This window comes from Micromonospora sp. DSM 43699, assembly GCF_055517075.1.
In genome coordinates, this window is the sequence record NZ_JBTMMT010000151.1 from 1 (window position 1) to 1,169 (window position 1,169).

The following is a 1,169-nucleotide window of genomic DNA, read 5'->3' on the forward strand; positions in this document are numbered from 1 at the left end:
CCCCCGCCCGCCCCGTCTCGCCCCGTCTCGCCCCGGTGATCAAGAGGTTTGCGTCACGAGAGTGGTCGTTCTTGACGTAAAACTCTTGATCACCAGCTGAGTCGCGAAAGTTATCCACAGGGTTTTCCACAGGGGTCGAAGTTGCTGTGGGTGGCGGGTCAGGGTGGGGCGGTGATGCCGCTTGAACTCATCCATCGGGTCGCCCTGGGGCAGGACGGGATGGTGACCACGTCGCAGGCCCTCGCGGCCGGTCTGACCCGTGACCACATCAGACAGCTCTGCCGCTCGGGCCGGTGGAGGCGGCTGTCCCGTGGTTGCTTCGCGCCGGGCGGGCAGCCACCCGATGCGGTCACCGGCCGGACCCGCATCCGGGCGGCGGTGGTCAGCCTCGGTCCGGGAGCCTTTGCGGTCCTCGACAGCGCGCTGGAGCTGCACGGCATCGCCGTACCGCGCCGGAACTCCGCCGTCCACGTCTCGGTGCCTGTGGACCGCCCCCGGCCGCAGCGGCCCACCGATCCCTCACTCGTGGTCCACCAACTGACCGTGCGCCCCGATGACATCGTCGAGGTGTCCGGCATCCCCACGACATCACCGTTGCGGACGGTGACGGATGTGATTCTCCGACTGGACCGGTACCCTGCCGTGTCGGTGCTCGACTCGGCGTTGAACCGCGGGCTCGTCACCCCGGAGGACCTCGCGACCGCACCGGTGCTGGTCCGGGGCCGACGGGGTGCCCCGGCGGCCAGGAGTCATCTCGGCGAGGTGGACGGGCGGGCCCAGTCCCCCCTGGAGACCTGGGCACGACTGCGGTGTGTCGACGGCGGTGTCCCGCCCGACGTACTGCAGCAGGAGGTCCGCGACGAGGACGGCCATCTGCTCGGCATCGGTGACCTGGGTTGGCGTGCCGCCCGGCTGATCGCCGAGGCCGACGGAATGGGCCCCCACGGTACGCCGGAGGCACTCTTCGCCGACCGTCGCCGGCAGAACCGCCTGGTCAACGCGGGCTGGCGAATCCTCCGGTTCACCTGGTCCGACGCTCTGCGTCCCGACTACATCCCCCAGACCGTCCGCCAAGCCATGTCCGCCCCCCGCAACCCGCCCCACTCCAGAAGAACCCCGCACTAACTAGCCCTCCCCCCGTAGTCACCCCACCCGCCCCCCTCCACCCC

1 protein-coding gene is annotated in these 1,169 nt (G+C 70.3%); it reads left to right on the forward strand.

Annotated features, from left to right (window positions below; genetic code table 11):
* Window positions 1-174 precede the first annotated feature (174 nt).
* Complete coding sequence (locus AC0AIB_RS30980; RefSeq protein ID WP_328341431.1) at window positions 175-1,125, forward strand: type IV toxin-antitoxin system AbiEi family antitoxin domain-containing protein; 951 nt, start codon at window positions 175-177, stop codon at window positions 1,123-1,125.
* Window positions 1,126-1,169 lie beyond the last annotated feature (44 nt).

Coding starts and splice junctions, on each gene's coding strand:
- AC0AIB_RS30980 (WP_328341431.1), top strand. CDS start 175: ATGCCGCTTGAACTCATCCATCGGGTCGCCCTGGGGCAGGACGGGATG.